Below are 17,489 nucleotides of genomic sequence, written 5' to 3'. Positions count from 1 at the left end.
GAAGGGGCAGACAGGACCTAGACTGCCGCCATGGACGATACGGCGCTCGGACGCCTGAGCTCGGGCAAGTATCTGCTGGTCACCAGCTTCCGGAGGAACGGCACCCCGGTCGCCACCCCGGTGTGGGTGGTGCGCGACGGCGACACGCTCGGCGTGTGGACGGTGGCCGACTCCTGGAAGGTGAAGCGGATCCGGGCGCGCGGCGATGTTCTGGTCGGCCCCTGCGACGTGCGGGGGAACCCGACCGGCGACCAGCTCCCCGCCACCGCCGAGATCACCGACGCGGCGACCACCGCCCGCTACCGCAAGCTCCTCGCCCGCAAGTACGGGATCCTCGGCCGCCTCAGCCTGCTGGGCAGCAAGCTGCGCCGGGGTCTGGACGGGACGGTCGGCATCCGGGTGACCCTGGAGCCGTGACGCGTGGGGCGGGCCGTGCGGCCCGCCCCACACGCTCGTCGGACTACGGAGCGTCCAGCACCGTGCCGGTCAGCTCGGGCCCGCCCTCCTGCGGCCGTCCCATCTCGTCGTCGAACCGGAAGCGCACGGACTCGGCCGGTTCGGCCACCGTGTCCTTCACGGTGGGGAGGGTCACCTCGGTGCTGGTCTCACCGACCGGTACGGGCGCCTGCAGATACACGGTGTCCGCCTGGGACAGCGGGCGCTCCGGGTCCGGGTCGATGCCGAAGGTGTCCGTCAGCCACTGCGGGTCGACGTCCTTGGTGGACAGCTCCGAGCCCTCGGTGACCGGGGCCGCCACGAAGAAGGGCCATATCTCCACGTCCGCGGCCTCGGACAGGGACAGTCGCCACCTCAGGGGCTGCCCCTCGGTCACCCGGTCCGCGAGCGGCGTCGCGCTCACCGTCGGCATCCGGTCGTCGTTCTGCACGGTGACGCCGCCGTGCGGTGAGCCGACGACCGCGTCGCGGACCGCCTTCACCGCGACGTCGTACTGCCGGTCGTACGAGTAGCGGGTGTTGCCCTCCACTCGCACCGGTACGTCGATGTCCCGGCCGCCGGGCCGCACGGTCACGACCCGGTCCTCGGCGGTGTCGGTGACCGGGTCGATGACGTACACGCGCACCTGACCGCCGCCCCGTCCGGCCACCCGCACCGGAACGCGGTAGGTCCGGACGCCCGAGTCGCCCTCCCGCACCGAGACGCGGCCGATGTCCACGCGCGTCAGCGCGGCCTCCCGGACCGCGGGCGTGCCCGGCCGCCAACCCCACGCGTCCATCAGCCAGGCCTGCCCTGACCCTGAACGCGGCGTCAACTCAAGGGACTTGACGTGCTTGAGGTCGAGCCCCGCCCGTGCGGCGGCCGTGAGCGGGACCCGCACCTCGCGGGCCCAGTAGGACGCCGTACGGTCGCTGCCCGGGAGCCCGTCGACCCTCACCCGTCCGACGGTGGCCCGTCGGCCGGAGGCGTCGGCGAGGGCCACGTCGAGCTGTGTGCCGGTGGTGTTCGGCGGCACCATCACCCGCAGCGCCAGGTCCTTGGCGCCGGAGAGGGACAGCGGCGCGGCGGGACGCACCCGCGTCACCGAACCGGGCGACGACCACGACAGCGCCACGGCACGGCGCGCGGTCTCACGGTCCGTGTCCCATCGCGCGAAGTGCGGGGAGACGGCGGCACTCTCCGGCCCCAGGCAGGCGACCGCCGGATCGGGGTCCACCGCCGAGCAGAGCCGGCCGCCGGTCACCGTGACCGGTCCGTCGGGCAGGAAGCCGGCGCCGCGCCCGGCGCCGACGGCGTGCGTCAGGACGCGGGCGGGGTCCGCCGAGGGGGCGCGGCGGCCCGAGCCGTCGAGCAGCGGGCGCACCGCGTCGTCCCCGGCGACGAACAGCCGGGCCGCGGCGGCGATGTAGGTGGCGCCGGCCTTGTGCTGCTGGTCGGCGGTGAGCCGGGTCCGGGTTCCCGCCGAGCACAGCGGGTCCCGGGGCTGCTCCTCGTCCTCCCAGAAGTCGTCCCAGGAGGGGGCCACGGACTGTCCCGGGGTCCACTCGCTGTTGAAGTAGTTGTGGTTGGCGCCGATCATGTACACGGCGCTGTGCAGGGCCGTGCCCCGGCTCACTCCGCGGGTCCCGTCCACGTAGACCTCGCCCTGCAGGTCGGAGACGTCTCCGTCGCAGCCGGGCAGGATGGTCATCGACGGCACGTCCGCGACCGGGTTCTGGCCGAAGATCGTCGGCCCGATGAGCACGGTTCCGCGGATGTGCCAGCGCACCCGGCCGCGGTAGCCGTCCTGGTCGGCGGGCGGCGGGTAGAGGCTGTCCATGGCGGCCCGGTTCACGCCCTCGCCGCCGCGGGAGTGCCCGACGAGCAGCACCCGGGACAGGTCGGCCTTGGGCGCGGCGCGTACGACGGCCGGTGCCGTGTTCGGGTGGGCGGTCCAGTCGGCCCAGCGGCCCAGATGCCGCCGCACCAGCGAGGAGCGCGCCTGGGCGCCGGCGTCCTCGAGCTCCCCGTCCTGGCCGTTGATGCCGTTGGCCGAGATCGACACCGTGACATAGCCCTGGGAGGCGAGCAGCTTCTGGTCGCGCAGATAGCCCTTGTGGCTGGGGATCTCCGTCGTACCGGCCGGGCAGGGCCAGTCGATGTTCACGTCGTCCTCGGTGCCCCCCGGCTTGTAGCAGGTGGGGTGGCGGCCGTGCAGGAAGAGCGCGAGCGGGCGCTTGCCGGTGGCCCCTTTGGGGGCGACCACCTCGGCGCGCATCTCGACCGGCACGGCGAGGCCGGGCAGCCGCACGGGGTCGAGCTTGTACTCCCCGCTGACCGTGCGGTACGAGCCAGGCTTCCCGGGGTCGACGGCGCCCGCCGGAAGCGGGGCGGGCGGCTGCGCGGCGGCCCGGGAGTCCCGCTCACGGAGCTTGCCGGTCGTGTCCGCGGGAGCGTCCAACCGCCGTCCCCCGGACAGGACGTGAAGGTCCGTCAGGTGGGACGTCCGGGCTTCGTCGAGGTCCAGACGGAAAGTCCGCCCGTCCTTCCCCGCGGTCGGCAGTCCGAGCAGCCGGTCACCGGCGTGGAACTCGACGCGCGCGTCTCCCATGGGCGCGCGATCGGGCGCACGCCAGACCAGTTCGCGCTCGCTGCCCTCCCCGCTGATCCGCCAACCCGGCGGAAGCCCGCGGTCGGCGGTCGCGGCACTGGACGGCCCCGCTCCGGGCGGCTGTTGAGCCTGGGCCGGTCCGGGTGCCCCCGCCAGGGCCGCCAGTACCGCCACGGCGGTCACACATATTCGCCGGGCACGGATCAATGTCCCCTCCTCGTCACTCACCGAGCGTGACCAGCGACGCGTCATCAGTCGCCGGCCGCTCACCACGTGCCGTTCACGCGGCGCAACTCGCGGGCCCAGGCGCCCCGTTCGCCACTGAGGCCTCGCGTCACAGAGGACGGGCAGGGCTCGCTGTGGGTTGTCTGTGGAGCGGAACTCGTAGGTGACCGATGACGCGATCGAGTCACGGTGGGCGTCGAGGACTAGGCGGACCCACCCTTGGGGAAGCGCTTTCCATGAGCCGAACCACCCGTCACCGCGCCGCCGTCGTCGGCACCGGCCACCGCGCCCAGCTGTTCACCCGGGCCCTGGCCGAACGCCCCGGCCACCGCCTCGCCGCCCTCTGCGATCCCAGCCCCACCCGGATGGCCTTCCACAATTCCCTGCTGACCGCGGCCGGTGAACCCGCCGCCACGACGTGGGAGCCTGACCGCTTCAGTGACATGCTGGCCGCGGAGGACATCGACGAGGTCGTCGTCACCACGGTCGACGCCGAGCACGACCGCTTCATCGTCCCGGCCCTGAACGCCGGCTGCCGGGTGGTCACCGAGAAACCGATGACGGTCGACGCGGACCGCTGTGCCCGCATCCTCGACACGGTCCGGGACACCGAGAACTCCCTGACCGTCGCCTTCAACTACCGCTTCAACCCCGTCCACGAGAAGGTCCGCGCGATGCTCGCCGACGGCGCGATCGGCGAGGTCCTGTCCGTGCACTTCGAGTGGCTGCTCGACGTACGGCACGGCGCCGACTACTTCCGTCGCTGGCACCGGGACAAGCACCGAAGCGGCGGCCTCATGGTGCACAAGTCCGGCCACCACTTCGACCTGGTCAACTGGTGGCTCGCCGACGAGCCGCAGGACGTCTTCGGCTACGGGCGACTCGGCTTCTACGGCCCCGAGGCGGGCGCCCGGCACGGACTGCGCCGCGACTACGACCGCGCCCATGACGCCGCGCCGGCCGCCGACGACCCCTTCGCGCTGGACCTCACCGCCGACGACACCCTGCGCGCCCTCTACCTGGACGCCGAACCCGACAACGGGTACGTCCGCGACCGCAACGTCTTCGACGGCCCCGTGACCATCGAGGACGACATGGCCGTCCTGGTCCGCTACGCCCGGGGCGCCACGATGACGTACCACCTGACCGCCTACTCCCCGTGGGAGGGCTACCGGGTGATGTTCAACGGCAGCGCGGGCCGGCTGGAGCTGGAGGTGGAGGAGAGCCGCTGGCAGCCGCCCCGCAGCCGGATCACCTCGGGCAGTGGCGCGGTGCACGGCGACACTGCCGCCGAACACGCGGGCGGGGCCCGTCTCACCCTCCGTCCGCTGTGGCGGCCACCGGTCGACGTCCCGCTGGTCACCGCGCACGAGGCCCACGGGGGTGGTGACCCGCGCATGCTGGACGCCCTCTTCGGGCCGGTGGGCTCGGGACAGCCGGCGGACACCGGGGCCGAAACCCACCCGACGGCCACCGAACGGGACGGCGCTCTCGCGTTGGCCGTCGGTCTGGCGGCCAACCAGTGCTTCGAGTCGGGGCTGCCGGTGCGGGTGCGTGACCTGGTGCCGGGGGTGTGGCGGGGGTAGGGCTTGTCGTGGGCGAGGCCTGCGGGTGACCTGCGTGAGGGAGGTTTCCCGGAAGTCCGGGCAGTTTCCCGGAAGGCCGGGCAGCAGGAAGGGCTCGTCAGATCCAGGCCCGGTAGGGCTCGTCGAGCAGTTGGAAGACCGGCTCGCCGCGCACCGGATCCTTGGCCGTGGACAGCCGCACCCGGTCACCGCTGTGGATGCCGATGAGCGGGCCCATGACCCGGCCGCGCACGACGAAGCCCTCCGCCATCTCGATCAGCGACACGTTGCGTGCGGCGGGAGTGTTGCGGTGCACCACGGTGGCGTGCCGGATCGTCCCCGTGCCGCCGCTGCGCTCCGTCCGCAGATCGCTGCCCTGACAGACCGGACACAGCAGGCGGTGGTACATGGCGGTGGCACACCAGGTGCAGCGCTGGAAGAGGATGGCCTCACTGTCGACGCTCCGCGGGGCGTCGCTCCTGGGTTCCAGCAGACCCGCGGCAAAACCGGCTGTCTGACGAGCAACGCTTCCTGAAGGGTGGTACACGCTGGTCAACTCCCTGCGCTCGGCCGGAATCCCGCGCGCCCGGATCACCGGGCACGCACATGCCCGGCTCACCGTGCCACCGTGCACGCGCCCAGCGTATGGCACTGAGTGCCACGCGTAAAGGCACTCCGTACCCCTGAAATGGGTAAGACTGATATCGGTCCCTGGGACCGGGCACCTGCGAGCGGTCAGTCGCGCCCCAGCGTGGTCTCGATCTCCTGGACCACCCGCCACAGCGGAGCCCCGCGCCGGGAGACGACGACCACCACGTCCTCGGGCCGCTCGGCGACGAACCGCTCCGGAGCGGCGCCGAAGGCCGACCGCACGTACCCGAGGGCGTGGTCGACCGTGGTGCTCGCGTCGTCCTGCCCGTCCGAACGCAGCCAGGACCGCAGCGCGTTGTTGTGGGCCGCGACGACGGCGGCGGCGATCACGTCGGCCCGCAGGTTTCCGTCGGGCCGGCCCGCGAACCGGGCCCGCAGGTACTCGGCGAGGGCCCGCTCGTAGCGCCACACCACGGACAGTTCGTACGCGCGCAGCCCCGGCACCTTCTTGGTGAGGCGGTAGCGCTGGACCGAGAAGGTCGGGTTCTCGGCGTACATCCGCAGCACCAGCCGGGCCGCGTCGCAGACCCGCCCCACGGGTTCCTCCGTGTCGTCGCCGGAGGACAGGAAGTCCGTCATGTCGGCCAGACAGCGCTCGTGGTCGGGGAAGACCACGTCCTCCTTGGAGGGGAAGTAGCGGAAGAACGACCGGCGGCCGACCCCGGCGAGCGCCACGATGTCGTCGACGGTGGTCTGCTCGTACCCCCGCTCCAGGAACAGTCGGAAGGCCGCCGCGACGAGCGCGTCCCGCATCGGCGGCTTCGCGGCCGCCGCCTGCGCCTTCTCGCCGCGGCGGGGCGCCGCGCTGCTGGAGCTCATGGACCGGAAAGTAGCACCTGGTCGGACCGGATGGCACTCAGTGCTGCGAATTCAGGGAACTGAGTGCTCTGTAGCGACCCGGGGTGGCGGACGCTGAACTCCTCGCCCCACCGCGACGTATCCCTCCCCGGGGGATGCCGCAGGTCCCTGCGCAGGGGCCGGAAGGAGAGCAGCGTGCCGACACCGCCCGACCAGGGCTCGCCTCAGGACAGGCAGCCCCTGGAACCGATCCGTGTGCTGCGTCCGCGCCGCACCGACGCCCTCGCCGAGCTCATCAGGGAGTACCGGGAGCAGAACGGCATCTACGACCGGGAGCAGCCAGGCGCCCACGAGCGGGAGCAGCGAGGCGCCGACGAGCGGGAGTGGAACCGCGCCTACGAGGCGGTCGCCCTGGCCAAGACGCCGCCGCCCGCCGAGGAGGAGACACAGGAACTCCCGCCCGTCGCCCCCGTCCGGCGCCCGGCCCCACGCCAGGCTCGCCGCGACCGGCCGCGGCATCTGCGTCGCACGGCCGTCATCGGTGCCGTCGTGGCCGCCGCGGTGGTCGGCTTCGGCTGCGCGTTCCTGCTGCCCGGCCGCAGCGACACGTCCGCCGCGTCGCCCGCCGCACCACCCGCCCCGACGTCCGCCGCGCCCCCGTCCGCCGCGCCCCCGTCCGCCGCACCCACGCCGAGCGCCCCGTCCGGCGCGATCGACCCCGACGGCGCCGGAACCCTCCGCGAAGGAGCCGACGGTCCCGAGGTCACCGACCTCCAGCAGCGCCTGCTGCGCATCCCGGACGTCTACACCGGCGGCTCCACCAGCGGCCGCTACGACGCCACCCTGACCGAGGCGGTGGCCCGCTTCCAGCTCTGGTACGGCATCCGCGGCGACGAGACCGGCGTCTACGGCGACGACACCCGCCGCGACCTGGAGTCCCGTACCTGAGGCTGACGGGACGGCGGCTGACGGGACGGCGGCCGCCAGGACGACCGCTCTGCCCGGCACGTCATTCCGGATGGCGTGGGTACCCGTGCCGTGATGGGCTGGGGCCGGGACACCGGCCGCGGGTGACAGGACGAACGGATGCGGAGCGGTATGACGGGCACGGACGCGTTCATCGACCGGCTGAACCCCGACATGTGCGTGGTGACCGCGACCGCGGACGGAGAGCGGGCCGGGTGCCTGGTGGGCTTCTCCTCCCAGTGCTCCATCGACCCGGCGCGCTTCGTGGTGTGGCTGTCCAGGATGAATCACACCTACCGGGTGGCCCGCTCGGCCCGGCACCTCGGCGTGCATCTGCTCACCCGCGAACAACGGGACCTGGCCGAGCTGTTCGGCTCCCGCACCGGCGACCGTACGGACAAGTTCGAGCACGTCCGCTGGCAGGAGGGGCCACAGGGAGCGATCGTGCTGCGGGACGCCGCGGCCTGGTACGTCGGCAGCGTCATGCTGCACGCCGACGCGGGCGACCACGTCGGTTTCGTCCTCGACCCGGTGGCGGCCGGCGCGCGCGAGGACGCGGACGACGGACCGCTGCTGCGACTCGACGAGGCCCACCGGATCCCGCCCGGTCACCCGGCCGACTGAGATCCCGCCGGGTACTCGAACATCAAGCAAGGGCTGGGGAAAGTCATGGCGAGAACACCCCGCGGACGCCACCATGGGCGCACCCCTTCAGGGGTCCCGTACGTCCTGAACGAAGGCCACGCCGATGAGCGGCTCCCGTATCCCGGGCCTGGTGCTGCCCGCCGTATTCCTGCTGGCCCTGGTGGTGGGCGTGGTCTGGTACTGGCGGCACCGTGGCGACGAGTGAACCCGCGGCGGGCTCGGCGCGGTGCCGCCCGTCACTCCGGCTCGGTCGGCACCCGGATGTCGACGACGCAGACGTCGTCCCGCGGGTCGTCCCGGAGCAGGGCGGCCAGCAGCGGTCCCAGGGAGCCCAGCCCGTCGGGGTGGTGGGCGACGACAGCCTCCGCGAGCCGCTCAAGGCCGAGGTCGATGCTCTCCCCGGGCCGTTCCACCAGACCGTCCGTGTACAGGATGAGCCGGTCGCCCGGCTCCAGACGGAACTCCGACTCCGTGTAGAGCGGCGAGGAGCTCGCACCGAGCAGCATTCCGCGCGGGCGCTCCAGGTAGCGCACGACCCCGTCGCGCAGCAGCAGCGGCGGCGGATGGCCCGCCTGCGCCCACACCAGACGGCGCTTGCCCGGGCTGTAGCGGGCCAGGACCATGGTCGCGGCGCCGTGGGAGTCCCGGGAGTGCAGCAGCAGGGTGTTGAGCCGGGCCAGCGCGCCGGTCAGGGACGACCCGGTGATGACCATGCCCTTGGCGGTGAAGCGGAGCTGGGCCATGGTGGCGACGGCGTCGATGCCGTGACCGGCGACGTCGCCGACCACGAACAGCGCGTCGCCGTCGGGCAGTTCGATCGCGCTGAACCAGTCGCCGCCGACGTGCAGCCCCGTCTGGGCGGGCAGATAGGCGACCTCGACCCGCAGCCCGGCCAGCCGCACCGGCCTGGTGGGCAGCGGCAGCAGCGCGTGCTGGAGCCGGGCGGCCAGGGTGCGCTCGGCGCGCAGCACGCCGTGCTGGGTGAGGTTCTGCTGCTCGCTCTCCACCAGGGCCAGCTCCACGCTGCGTTGCGCGGTGAGGTCCTGGACGAAGCCGTGCACCTCGACGGGCGTGCCGTCGAGGTCGGTGAGCGCCTCGGCGACGACCCGCAGATGCCGGATCCCGCCGTCCGCCCGGATCCGGAACGGCACGTCGAAGGCCCGTCCCGTCCGCACCAGTTCCCGGATGGCGCGGGCCAGGGACGGAGCGTCCTGGGGCAGGGTGTGGGCCGGAAGCTCGGCGAGGGGGATCGTCCCCTGATCGGGGGCCCGGTCGAAGATCGCGAAGACCTGGGACGACCAGTTGCCCTCGTCCGTGACCAGGTTCCAGTTCGCCCACCCCAGATTGCCCAGCCGCTGCACGTCCGCCAGCCGCTGCTCCTGCCGGTCCGAGGACTCCCGCCGGATCCAGGTGACCACCAGTCCGTCGGCCAGCCGGGCCGCCCGCACCGTGTACAGGGAGAGTTCCGCGACCCCGGCCATGATCTCCTGGCGGGCGAACGGTTCGCTTTCGAACGGCTCCCCGGTGGTGAGCGCGCGCAGGCAGCCCTGCCACAACTCCTCGTCCGCCAGGCTCGGGAAGCACTCCAGGATCCTGCGGCCGACCAGCTCGTCCCCGGCGCGGCCGACGATGTCGACCGCGTCCGCCGTCGCCGCGTCGATGCGGTAGTCCTCGACCTCCAAGGACCCTGCCCGCAGCGGGGTCATCAGGATCGCGACACCCGGCAGCGAACCGAACACCGCCTGCGCGGATCCGGTCGGGTCGGCGGCCGGTGTCTGCCGGGTGCCGAACGTACGCAGCCGTCCGGCGCACAGCCGCGGCACCGCCCGCAACAGGCGTCGGACCGACGGTGTGAAGGCGCCCTCGCGGGTGCGCAGGACGCCGATGCAGACATCGGCCGTCTCCTCGGCGGACAGGGGCAGCCAGGCCCGGGAGCGCCAGCGCTCGGGCGGATCCCCGATGAGCAGGTACCGCTTCCGGTCGGCCTCGATGTCCTCCAGCCACTGCGGCTCCCGTGCCCGCAGCGCGTCCAGCGCGGCCACCCCGGTCAGCGGCGGCACGTGACACCACTGGGCGGCGAGCGTGTCGTCGATGCCGGCGTGCCCGATGAGTTCGAGGCCCCCGGTGGCCAGTCGCTGGTAGAGCATGATCCCGTCGGCTCCGGCGGCCGGCGAGAGGTGTTCCAGCAGGCACCGGGCGAGTTCCGGCGGGGTGCGCACGTGGATCAGGGCCTCACCGAGGCGGCCCAGGGCGGCGACGTCGTCGTCAGCGCCCTCGACATCGTTCGGGCCGTAGGCCTCGGCGTCGGCGTCTGCGTCGGTGCCGGTCGTGTGGCGGGCGGTCGGGACGCCGGTCCAGTGCACCGGGTCGCCGGACCCCGCGAGGGGGGACCGGGGCTCGTGCACGGTGCCGTGCAACGGGGGGACCAGGCCGCCCAGGGTGATCCAGCACTCCTCCGCCAGGGTGCGGTTGGCGGCCTTGGCCCGCCGCAGCAGCTCCTCGACGGCCTCGTCGGGGGTGCACCTGCTCAGCGCCATCAGTGCGCCCGTGGCCCGCTCCAGCACGGCGGACGTGACTGCCTGGTCCCGCAACCGGTCCATCTCGGCCCGCTGCCGGGCAACAACCTTGGCCAGCGCAACCATCTCGGGCAGGGTGCCGGGCTCGGCGGGGCCGGCGGACTCGCTCGTCACATGACGAGCATGGCACATCAGGCCCGTTTGAATCGCGTGCTTGTGCCCGTAGATCGCAGGTACCGATGAGACCGGTAACCGCCGGGCGCCCGCCGGCCTGTCCGGGTGCCTGCCCACGACGTCAATGGTCCGGCGGGGGGTACAGCCACAGCCGCAGCAGGCGGCTGAGCAGCGGCATCACCAGGTAGGTCAGAACGGGCAGCAGGATCAGCGGGAACACGGCGGCGCGCAGTGGCAGCGGCCAGCCGGCGGAGACGGGAGTCACCAGCCACTGGATCAGCACCGTGAAGGGATAGGCGCCGAGGAACGTGGTGAGCACCATCTTCCAGCGGGGCGGGGCCTGCACGGTCGTGCCCGGCAGCCTGAACCAGGCCTCCATGCCGGTCGTCGACTGGCGCTCGCTGCCGATCTCAGTGGCGATGCCCTCGATCCGCTCGTGCCAGGTGCCGCGCTCGTCCGACTCCAGCCAGGCGGTGAGCCGACTCGGATCCGACCAGCGCAGCACCGCGTGATAGCGGTGACCGTCCTCGGGGCGCAGCCACGAGACGCCCTCGTTGCCCGGGAACCGTCTGGCGCAGTCGGCGATCTGGTGCGTCCACTCCTCGAACTCCTGCTCGTGGCCCGGGCGCACCTGCCAGGTGAGGACCGTGGTGATCGGCTCGCCGCGCCGTGCTTCGGTGGTACTCATGTTCACCACGGGTGCCACCTGACCGGTTCGTCATGCCCCCCGGGCGTGAGCGGGGCGTTGCGGGGCCGTCAGCGACCGTGCGCGTGGTCGACCAGGGCCTGGGCGACCACGCGCACGCTGCGGGCGATGTGCTGCAGTTGCAGGACCTCCGCCGCGTACAGCTTGATGGTGTGCTCGATGACCGACTCCGGCAGGCCCAGCGCGGGCAGATCGGCCCGGGCCGTCTGCAGGGCGGTGCGGGCGACGCGGACCTCGTGCTGCACCTGGATCTGCGCGTGCCGTGCGAGCAGCACCGGGTGCCGGATCAGGGCCGGGTAGCTGGCATAGCGAGCCGGTACCAACTCGCGCAGCCACTTGGCGGCCGAGCGCTCCCAGTCGTAACTGCCGGGGGCCTTGACCTGGCACGGCCAGTCCGGGCCGATGCGGGTGGTGGTCCGCGTGGAGGTCAGGGGCATGGTCATCGCTTCCGGTGTGCGGCGTCGTGCGGGTGGTCCGACGGGTGGGCGGCCCCGGCCTAGGGGATGGCCGGGGCCGCGAACGGGCGTTCGCGCAGGCGATGCCCGGCCCGGACACCCTCGGCGCCGACGCGGGTAGGAGACGGCGGCTTCGGGTGTCCGTCGGTGTGGAACGCGTCCCGGTGCGGGCTGGGGCACGATCCGTGAGCAGTATTTATATATGCCGTCTGCTTTGCAAGACGTATGAAAACATTCATACGTGATATGTCACAGAAGGGCCCCTGTGTTCCGATCTGCCCTGATTGTCGAGTGTCCGGAAGTGTGATCAGCGGGTGTATGGAAGCCCTGATCAGCGGGTGTCCGGACGTGGTGGTCAGTCCCGCAGGAAGAACTGGTGCTGATCGGAGATCTGCTCGTACTCCTCCAGCCGAGCCTGCGTGCGCTCCGGGTCGGCGTCGGTCATCGCCTGGAGCAGCGCGGCGGCCATCACACCCGGGGCCGCGTAGGAGTCGAAGACCAGACGGGAGCCCGTGCCGACGGCGAACACGGCGTCCGCCTCGTCGGCCACCGGCCCGAGAGCCAGGTCGGTGATCAGCGCGACCTTCAATCCGGCGCTGCGCGCGACGCGTACCGCGGTCAGGGTCTCCTGGGCGTGCCGGGGCATGGAGAACGCCAGCACCCAGGTGCCGCCCGCCTCCCGCGACTGGAGCAGCGCGTCGTAGGCGACGCTGCCACCCCCCGTCACCAGCCGTACGTCGGGATGGACGCGGCGCGCCGCGTACGCGAAGTACTCCGCCAGGGACGCCGAGATGCGCGTACCCAGCACGGTCAGCGGGGTCGACCGGGACAACTCGCGGCCCACGCCGATCACCCGGTCGGGATCGACGAAGTCCCGCCGCAGGTTCTCCAGGTTCTCGATCTCGGCGTCCACGGCCGCCTGGAGTTCGTTGCTCCCGTTCTCCTCGGCCGCCGCGGGCCCGCCGGCGAGGGTGCCGAGCGCGATCGCCTGGAGTTTCTCCCGCAGCGCGGGGTATCCGCTGAAGCCGACGGCCGCGGCGAACCGCGTCACCGAGGGCTGGCTGACGCCGGCGCGCTCCGCGAGATCGGTGATCGACAGGAACGCCGCCTCGGTGATGTGTTCGATCAGGTACTGGGCGATCCGCCGCTGTCCGGGGGACAGCCGGGGCCGGTCGAAGAGTGTCCTGAGCTGGGACGTCGGGGAGGCCTCCGCCTCCGGTGCGGTCTTTCCCGAGGTGATCGAGGATGACTGTGCGCGTGCCTGTTGCGGCGATGGCACCGGTGCGCCTCCTTTGTCTCCCACGGACGTTCAACATAGCCCACCCACCGCGGTGACCAGGGCTTGTGCGGCGTCATCAGGCCGCGACGAATAGGGCGGATACACGCGTGCACGCCGGGAACCCGCCCGGAGGGCCGGGCGGCATCAAGAGTCGTACCGGTCGAGAGCACGGAGCGGCACCGGGCGACACCAAGGAGGAGACGATGAGCGCGATCAGCGCGCTGGAACAGGCCCTGGAAAGCAGGTGGGAGGCGCTGTGGGCACGGGTCGTCGACAAGGACCCGGTCGAACTCCTCGACGCGTTGCGGCGCGAGTGCGACAACAACGTGGTCGTGTGCAGCGAGTCCCGGGTGGTGGTCCCCAACGCCTACGACGTCGAACTCGCCGACTGCGTGCACGACGAGATCACCCGCCGGGGCAGCAGCGTCGGCCAGGAGCTCACCGACGCCCTGATGCGGCACGCCGAGCAGAAGGGCTATGAATGGGCCGGCCCGCTCACCGTGCACATCACGAGGTCTCAGGCCGTGCCCAACGGCCGCTACCACGTGGCCAGCAGGGTGATGACCCACGTGAGCGCCGAGGGATTCCAGCATGTGACGCACTAGAAGCGTCACCGCCGGTAGATCGTGATCGAGTGACCGACCTCGTCGATCCGGCGACTGCTGTCGATCAACTCGGCGAGCCTGCCGGTCGCCTTGGCGACCGAGGAGTCGGACACGACCAACAGCCCGCGCACCGTACGCACGGGCACCCGTCGTGGATCGGCCGCGTCGATGCCGTAGTACGACGGCACACCACTGCCCTTGTACACGAGCCAGATCCGCTCGCCCCGGTACCGTTCGCGCAGCCGGTCGGCCAGCCGGCCCAGGTCCTGACCCCAGTCGACGTTGGAGTCGTGCAGGCGCAGCCGGGTCTTCGCCGGACCACCGAACGCCTCGTTGGAGTACGGCAGATAGTAGGGGTACGTCCGCAGTGAGCTCACCGCGACGAACAGCACCAGCGCCCCCGTCAGGGCGGGCGCCCACCGCCACCGCACGGCGACCACACAACTCGCGGCCACCGCCAGGAACATCGGCAGGAAGACGACGTAACGGGTGCCGAAGTCGCGGGCCCCCGTCATGGCCGTGGCCAGCAGCACGGCCGAGGGCACCAGCAGGTACGGCGCCGCGGGCCGCAGCCGGGGCACCACGCACACCACGACGGCACCGGCGGCCCACAGGGCCAGCAGGCCGAGCGGGGTCTTCACCAGCAGCGCGGCCGGCAGGTAGTACCAGAGGGCCCCGGTGTACACCGTGCCGAAGAGGAAGCCCTCCCACGGGTGGTTCTCCAGACCGAACTGGATGCGCATCCCGTCCCGGTACGACTCCGGGAACGGCATCAAGTCGACCAGCAGCCCGCGCTTCCCGTGCACCACGGGCACGGACTGGACGGGCGACCAGCGCAGCCGGGGATCGACGGCCAGGTACGTCGCCCAGACCACGGCGACCGCGACCAGCGCCACCACGGCGGCGCCCACGGCCGCCCTCAGCAGCGCCCGGCGACGGCCCGAGGCCCGGCCCGCCGGAGAGGACCAGACCGACACCCCGGCCAGGACCAGCAGCACCGGAATCGCCGCCAGCGTGCTCATCTTCGTGGCCAGGGCCGCGCCGAGCGCCACCCCGGCGAGCGGCAGGAACAGCAGGGGACGCCGACGCGCCCGCCACAGCAGCCACACCGAGGTCAGCAGGAACCCGGCCGCCGGGACGTCCAGGGTGGCCAGCGAACCGTGCGCGACGACGTCGGGGGAGAAGGCGTACAGGGCGAGCGCGACCAACCCGGCCACCGGACCGGCGAGTTCGCGGGCGAAGGCGAGGACGACCAGACCGAACAGCAGGGCCAGCACGATGACCGGGAGGCGGGCCCACAGCATCAGCCGCCAGGGGTCGTTCCCGGACTCGTACAACAGACGCTGTCCGAGCAGGCCCTGATTGGCGGTGAAAGACGGATCGACGTGCGGGTCGGCGATCGCAACACCGACGGCGATGACCAGCTTGCCGAGCGGCGGATGCTCCGGGTTGTGGAGCAGGCGGTGTTCGTGCAGGTACTCGGCGGCGGTGCCGACATACACCGGTTCGTCGATGGTCGGGGTCTGCTGCACGGCGGTCGTCACCATCGCGACGGCCATCTGGCCCAGCAGCAGCACCACCAGGAACGGCACCAGCCACCGCCTGGCGGGCCGCCCCGCAGGCTGTTCGCCGGACGCGCCGACAGCCGTCTTCTGGTCCAGGACCGTGTGCGTCACGCGCGCCATCATCCGCCCCGCGGCGACACCGGGCGGGCGGTGGCGGGAGCCATCGAGCGGCGTGTCATGCGCCTACTCTGCACCAGCTCCCGCCACCCGGGGCGTCACCGCTTCAGGAGTCGTACCGACAGACCTTCCGCCGTGTAGACGGGTACGGCCCGCAGGCGCTCCGAGTTCAGCTCGACGCGGTCGAACTGCCCGCGCAGCACCGGGGCACCGAGTACGCGGACCGTACGGCCCGCGGCCGGCGGCCGCTCGGCGTCCAGCCGCAGCACCAGTGTGCTGCCCCGGCCCAGCACTGCCCGCCGCGTCACCTCCAGGACCGGCTCCTGGCCCGAGCGCAGCGTCACCTCCAGCGTGCCGGACTCCTGGGTGTAGGTGCCGTGGACCTGCAGCGATGTGCCGAGCTGGAGAGTGCCGTCCTGCACCCGCACGTCGCCGTGGCCGAGCGCGTGCGCCGACCCCGCGACGAGGACACCGTCCGCCACCACGGTGCCGCCCGTGTACCGGTTGTGGCCCGTCAGGGTCAGCGTGCCGGTGCCGCGCTTGGTCAGGCCGCCCGGCCCGTCGATGTCGTTGCGCCAGCTGTCCGCGGCCTGGAAGCCGCCGGCCGCCGCGTCGAGCGTGACGCTCACGTCGGACTCGAAGGAGCCGTAACCGTCGGCCGCGGCGAACAGGTTCAGCCGGCCCCACTGCTCGAAGCCGTCCAAGAGGACGTACCCGGAGGGCAGCGCGGTACTGCGCAGCACCGCACGCCGCTGGGCCGCGGTCAGGTACGGCAGTCGCGTCTCCAGCAGCACCTCCGCGCCCTTCGGCACGGTCAGCGGCTTGTTGTGGCCGCGCCGGGTGAGCACATACGTCAACCGGGGCGTGACGGCACGGGCGTTGTTCTCCCGGTCGGCGTACGCGTCGGAGCCGTCCGAGTGGGCGTACGCGTACAGCGTGTCCGCCGTCGTGCCGGTCTCCTTCTGGAAGTACGCCAGGGCCTGGGCGCGTGCCGCGGCCTTGAGGTCGGCGTTCGCGGGGTCGGCCAGGGTGGCGGCGGCCAGGGCGGTGGCCATGATCCGGCCGCCCAGGACGTCGACCGTCGAGTGCATGCCCGACATGATCCGGGTGTGGCTCAACTCCAAGGCGCGCGTCACCAGTTCCTGGAAGCGCTCCGGCACCGCGTACGCGTAGGCCAGCGCCGCCAGGTGGAAGGCGTTGGTGTGGCCGCTGGGGAAGCCGCCGTCGTCCACCGGGGAGGTGCTGCGCTGACGCAGCAGCTGCGGTGCCACGATCACCTCGGAGTCGTAGACGGGGTAGCCGAGCGCGTCGGTCCTGCCGGTGTCGACGACCTCGCTGTCCTCGTTCATGCGCCACGGACGCGGGTACTGGAAGGCGTACTTGCCGGGGTTGCCGGAGGCGAACGGGCCACGCACCGTGTCGACCAGTTCGGCCACCTTGCCGAGCGCTGAGTCGTGCGAGCCCGCGCCGAGCGCGGAGCCCGCCGGGGCGCCGGCCGGTACCGCGTCGTCGATCTTGGTGGGCGGTGTGCCGTCGGGCGCGCCGGTGATCGACGTGACCGCCTTGGCGCCCGTCCGGTACAGGTCGGCCAGCGGTCCCAGGCCCGCGATCATCGCGTAACTCTGGTGCTGGCGGTCGTAGAGGAACGCCTCCTTGGCCTGCGCCTCGGTGCGCGCCGAGGTGATGCGGGCGCAGTAGCGCATGTTGGCCCGCAGCACCTCCGGCATCAGCGGCGTGCCGGTGTTCCAGGCGCCGCCGGTCTTCCACACGTCGGCCATGCCGCCGAGGACGCGGACCACGGCATTGGTCTCGGGCGTCAGGTTCGCCATGACGTTGGTCTTGTAGTCGTCCACGAACGCGAGGGCGCCGGCCGCGGCCTTCGCGTCCGCGGCGGCCAGCCAGGTCACGAGGGTGGGCGCGGCCAGCACACCGGCCGAGGCACCCAGGGAGGTTTTCAGGAACCCCCTCCGGTTCACGGCGGGTTCACGGACCGACGAGGGGGAGCGGCGCCCGGCTGATGACGGCATACGTCTGCCTCTCTTGAGTTCTTCGGCCGTACGGCCGCGGAAGGAGGTGGAGCGATCGAACGTGACTCATGGTGCGGCACGTGACGTACGCGTCGAACGCGCTTTCCCGAGTCCGGTGAGCGAAGATCTACGGGCGAGTCGTGTCGGAT

Annotated in this window: 14 protein-coding genes; 5 read left to right on the top strand and 9 right to left on the bottom strand. The window is 72.3% G+C overall.

The annotated features are described in order from the left end of the window. Positions 1 to 30: 30 nt before the first annotated feature. Complete coding sequence (locus ACFYRY_RS25345) at positions 31 to 417, top strand: PPOX class F420-dependent oxidoreductase (RefSeq protein WP_389149843.1); 387 nt, start codon at positions 31 to 33, stop codon at positions 415 to 417. Positions 418 to 460: 43 nt separating this feature from the next. On the opposite strand, the gene ACFYRY_RS25340 is transcribed toward ACFYRY_RS25345, so the two are convergent. Then, positions 461 to 3,253 (bottom strand): alpha/beta hydrolase family protein, encoded by a 2,793-nt coding sequence (locus ACFYRY_RS25340; protein WP_389150293.1) that lies wholly within the window; start codon positions 3,251 to 3,253, stop codon positions 461 to 463. 254 nt (positions 3,254 to 3,507) lie between these two features. Between ACFYRY_RS25340 and ACFYRY_RS25335 the strand changes: the two genes are divergently transcribed. Next, complete coding sequence (locus ACFYRY_RS25335) at positions 3,508 to 4,857, top strand: Gfo/Idh/MocA family protein (RefSeq protein WP_389149840.1); 1,350 nt, start codon at positions 3,508 to 3,510, stop codon at positions 4,855 to 4,857. Between the two features lie 97 nt (positions 4,858 to 4,954). Here ACFYRY_RS25335 and ACFYRY_RS25330 read toward each other — a convergent pair whose 3' ends face one another. Together ACFYRY_RS25330 and ACFYRY_RS25325 are read right to left on the bottom strand one after the other, a co-directional pair. Continuing rightward, positions 4,955 to 5,383: a Zn-ribbon domain-containing OB-fold protein gene (locus ACFYRY_RS25330; protein ID WP_389149837.1), complete on the bottom strand. Its 429-nt coding sequence runs from the start codon at positions 5,381 to 5,383 to the stop codon at positions 4,955 to 4,957. 188 nt (positions 5,384 to 5,571) lie between these two features. Further along, on the bottom strand, positions 5,572 to 6,306 hold the full coding sequence (locus ACFYRY_RS25325) for a TetR family transcriptional regulator (RefSeq protein ID WP_389149834.1): 735 nt from the start codon (positions 6,304 to 6,306) through the stop codon (positions 5,572 to 5,574). Between the two features lie 174 nt (positions 6,307 to 6,480). Here ACFYRY_RS25325 and ACFYRY_RS25320 point away from each other — a divergent pair, with 174 nt between their 5' ends. Together ACFYRY_RS25320 and ACFYRY_RS25315 are read left to right on the top strand one after the other, a co-directional pair. Next, positions 6,481 to 7,233 (top strand): peptidoglycan-binding protein, encoded by a 753-nt coding sequence (locus ACFYRY_RS25320; RefSeq protein ID WP_389149831.1) that lies wholly within the window; start codon positions 6,481 to 6,483, stop codon positions 7,231 to 7,233. A gap of 150 nt (positions 7,234 to 7,383) precedes the next feature. Further along, entirely contained in the window at positions 7,384 to 7,875 is a 492-nt protein-coding gene (locus tag ACFYRY_RS25315; RefSeq protein ID WP_389149829.1) for a flavin reductase family protein, read from the top strand. 257 nt (positions 7,876 to 8,132) lie between these two features. Here the strand turns inward: ACFYRY_RS25315 and ACFYRY_RS25310 are convergent, their stop codons facing one another. From ACFYRY_RS25310 to ACFYRY_RS25295, 4 genes are all read right to left on the bottom strand, one after another. Continuing rightward, on the bottom strand, positions 8,133 to 10,538 hold the full coding sequence (locus ACFYRY_RS25310) for a SpoIIE family protein phosphatase (RefSeq protein WP_389150290.1): 2,406 nt from the start codon (positions 10,536 to 10,538) through the stop codon (positions 8,133 to 8,135). Positions 10,539 to 10,707: 169 nt separating this feature from the next. Beyond that, positions 10,708 to 11,274: an antibiotic biosynthesis monooxygenase gene (locus tag ACFYRY_RS25305; RefSeq protein WP_389149826.1), complete on the bottom strand. Its 567-nt coding sequence runs from the start codon at positions 11,272 to 11,274 to the stop codon at positions 10,708 to 10,710. A gap of 68 nt (positions 11,275 to 11,342) precedes the next feature. Further along, complete coding sequence (locus tag ACFYRY_RS25300) at positions 11,343 to 11,735, bottom strand: hypothetical protein (RefSeq protein ID WP_389149823.1); 393 nt, start codon at positions 11,733 to 11,735, stop codon at positions 11,343 to 11,345. 367 nt (positions 11,736 to 12,102) lie between these two features. Beyond that, on the bottom strand, positions 12,103 to 13,050 hold the full coding sequence (locus ACFYRY_RS25295; protein ID WP_389149820.1) for a MurR/RpiR family transcriptional regulator: 948 nt from the start codon (positions 13,048 to 13,050) through the stop codon (positions 12,103 to 12,105). 179 nt (positions 13,051 to 13,229) lie between these two features. Between ACFYRY_RS25295 and ACFYRY_RS25290 the strand changes: the two genes are divergently transcribed. Beyond that, complete coding sequence (locus ACFYRY_RS25290; RefSeq protein WP_389149816.1) at positions 13,230 to 13,631, top strand: DUF3662 domain-containing protein; 402 nt, start codon at positions 13,230 to 13,232, stop codon at positions 13,629 to 13,631. A 5-nt stretch (positions 13,632 to 13,636) separates the two neighbouring features. On the opposite strand, the gene ACFYRY_RS25285 is transcribed toward ACFYRY_RS25290, so the two are convergent. Together ACFYRY_RS25285 and ACFYRY_RS25280 are read right to left on the bottom strand one after the other, a co-directional pair. Further along, the gene (locus tag ACFYRY_RS25285; RefSeq protein WP_389149813.1) at positions 13,637 to 15,319 is read right to left on the bottom strand and encodes a phospholipid carrier-dependent glycosyltransferase; all 1,683 of its coding nucleotides are present in this window, start codon (positions 15,317 to 15,319) and stop codon (positions 13,637 to 13,639) included. Positions 15,320 to 15,411: 92 nt separating this feature from the next. Then, on the bottom strand, positions 15,412 to 17,340 hold the full coding sequence (locus ACFYRY_RS25280) for a phosphatase PAP2 family protein (RefSeq protein WP_389149811.1): 1,929 nt from the start codon (positions 17,338 to 17,340) through the stop codon (positions 15,412 to 15,414). Between the last annotated feature and the right edge of the window lie 149 nt (positions 17,341 to 17,489).

Source organism: Streptomyces sp. NPDC005263, assembly GCF_042872365.1.
In the GTDB taxonomy this organism is placed as follows: Bacteria; Actinomycetota; Actinomycetes; order Streptomycetales; family Streptomycetaceae; genus Streptomyces.
Note: the sequence above shows the minus strand (reverse complement) of the source record. Positions and strands in the feature narration are given on the sequence as shown.

What these genes read in the sequence shown, in the direction of transcription:
- ACFYRY_RS25290 (WP_389149816.1), top strand. Translation starts at nt 13,230, where the DNA reads ATGAGCGCGATCAGCGCGCTGGAACAGGCCCTGGAAAGCAGGTGGGAG.
- ACFYRY_RS25310 (WP_389150290.1), bottom strand. Translation starts at nt 10,538, where the DNA reads ATGGTTGCGCTGGCCAAGGTTGTTGCCCGGCAGCGGGCCGAGATGGAC.
- ACFYRY_RS25305 (WP_389149826.1), bottom strand. Translation starts at nt 11,274, where the DNA reads ATGAGTACCACCGAAGCACGGCGCGGCGAGCCGATCACCACGGTCCTC.
- ACFYRY_RS25300 (WP_389149823.1), bottom strand. Translation starts at nt 11,735, where the DNA reads ATGACCATGCCCCTGACCTCCACGCGGACCACCACCCGCATCGGCCCG.
- ACFYRY_RS25315 (WP_389149829.1), top strand. Translation starts at nt 7,384, where the DNA reads ATGACGGGCACGGACGCGTTCATCGACCGGCTGAACCCCGACATGTGC.
- ACFYRY_RS25325 (WP_389149834.1), bottom strand. Translation starts at nt 6,306, where the DNA reads ATGAGCTCCAGCAGCGCGGCGCCCCGCCGCGGCGAGAAGGCGCAGGCG.
- ACFYRY_RS25335 (WP_389149840.1), top strand. Translation starts at nt 3,508, where the DNA reads ATGAGCCGAACCACCCGTCACCGCGCCGCCGTCGTCGGCACCGGCCAC.
- ACFYRY_RS25280 (WP_389149811.1), bottom strand. Translation starts at nt 17,340, where the DNA reads ATGCCGTCATCAGCCGGGCGCCGCTCCCCCTCGTCGGTCCGTGAACCC.
- ACFYRY_RS25285 (WP_389149813.1), bottom strand. Translation starts at nt 15,319, where the DNA reads ATGATGGCGCGCGTGACGCACACGGTCCTGGACCAGAAGACGGCTGTC.
- ACFYRY_RS25345 (WP_389149843.1), top strand. Translation starts at nt 31, where the DNA reads ATGGACGATACGGCGCTCGGACGCCTGAGCTCGGGCAAGTATCTGCTG.